At 42.5% G+C, this 1531-nt stretch carries 3 protein-coding genes; all 3 read left to right on the forward strand.

Features of this window, described 5'->3' with window-relative positions:
- Nucleotides 1-620, forward strand: a 620-nt coding sequence (locus tag AC1DWB_RS36165) for a DMT family transporter (RefSeq protein ID WP_477545872.1), incomplete at its 5' end; no start/stop codon positions are given.
- A 14-nt stretch (nucleotides 621-634) separates the two neighbouring features.
- Nucleotides 635-796 (forward strand): hypothetical protein, encoded by a 162-nt coding sequence (locus AC1DWB_RS36170; RefSeq protein WP_477545874.1) that lies wholly within the window; start codon nucleotides 635-637, stop codon nucleotides 794-796.
- Between the two features lie 32 nt (nucleotides 797-828).
- Entirely contained in the window at nucleotides 829-1341 is a 513-nt protein-coding gene (locus AC1DWB_RS36175) for a GrpB family protein (protein WP_477545873.1), read from the forward strand.
- Nucleotides 1342-1531: the final 190 nt, after the last annotated feature.

Here is a 1531-nt window from a genome sequence, read left to right on the forward strand (position 1 = left end):
GCGTAGTGTTTCTCGGGCTTTTTTTGATCATAAAAGGAAAAGGGCTTAAGCTGCAGTTCCGCATGAAATGGATTTGGTTGGGTGCGCTTGGGAAATCCTTGAATTATTTTTTCGAAAATATGGGACTGTCCATCGGGTACTCGTATGGCTATATACTGGTAACTCCGGTCTCAACTGTTGCACTGCTGCTAGCTTCTGTCTTTCTGTTCAAGGAGAGGATCACATCCCGCGGTCGGATCGCAGCTGTGATGTGTGTGATCGGGGTGTTTGTTATAAGTTGGAACGGGAGGCCGATCGGGCAAATTTTCGGAGGACAATCTTTAACGACATTGCTCTTCATCATTTCCGGAATCGGGGCTACTTTTCATGTGCTAAGCCAAAAAATCCTAGTAAAGGATATGGATGCGGGGACTATGAATTTTTCGGTCTTTTTCTGGGCTTCCTTGGTAATGCTGCTGCCGCTTCCATGGCAATTCGATTTCAAGGGAAGTGTAAGTGTGACGGCCGTCGGGGCATTAGTTCTGTTAGGGCTAATTACGGGGATTAGCTTTTATTGGTTCTCGCAAGCTTTGGCAAGAGTGCCGTTTCCTGTAGCCGTCATAGTGAGCAACACGTCATAGTGAGCAACACCTCAGTGATATTCGCCATTTTATGGAGCTTTTTATTTTACCGTGATCCGATCACCTGGTATATTATTTGTGGAGCAATCCTGTTTACGGCCGGACTTGTCGTGTTGAACCTACCTGTTAAGCAGATGAAACGGAAAAATGAGAAGTTGAACTCTCTAAGTGGATAAAATTCCAAATTAAACAAATGGAGGTTAGTTATATGAATGTTGTGGTTATGGAATATAACGATAATTGGAAGAAATTGTTCAGAGAGGAAGCTCAGAAAATTAAGGATATTCTTGCTGAAGAGTTAATTGATATTCATCATATTGGGAGCACATCTGTTCCTGGGTTAAAAGCCAAACCAATTATTGATATTATGCCAGTAGTTCAAGATATTGATAAAATAGATTCGTTTAATGAACAAATGGCAGGTCTAGGCTATGAATGTATGGGCGAGTTGGGCATGAAAGGAAGACGGTATTTCAGAAAAGGCGGAGATAATCGAACACATCAAGTACATGTGTTTCAGGTGGATAACAAGGAAGATATTAGTCGCCATTTGGCTGTAAGAGACTACCTCCGAACACATTCCGAGGAAGTGGAGCAGTATGGAAACTTAAAAGAGACCCTTGCTAAACAATTTCCGAAGGATATTGAAGCTTATATGGATGGTAAAGATGCGTTTGTTAAAGAGTTGGAAAGAAATGCACTACATTGGTACAAGCTTTGATTTCGGTCATTAGCCGGTAAAAACGCCAAACACGATTGATGAGTCTAAGCCTGCCCAGCGCTTCACAATTGAGGGAATACCGACGCATCGCGGGCTGGAGCGATCATCGAAGGATGGAGTGGAGAAACCTTTTGTAGTGTGGCAACGGAATTCATCCTTAAGTTAGCTAAGAAATGTAGAAGTACATTAG

This window comes from Paenibacillus sp. P4_E11 (genome assembly GCF_056401635.1).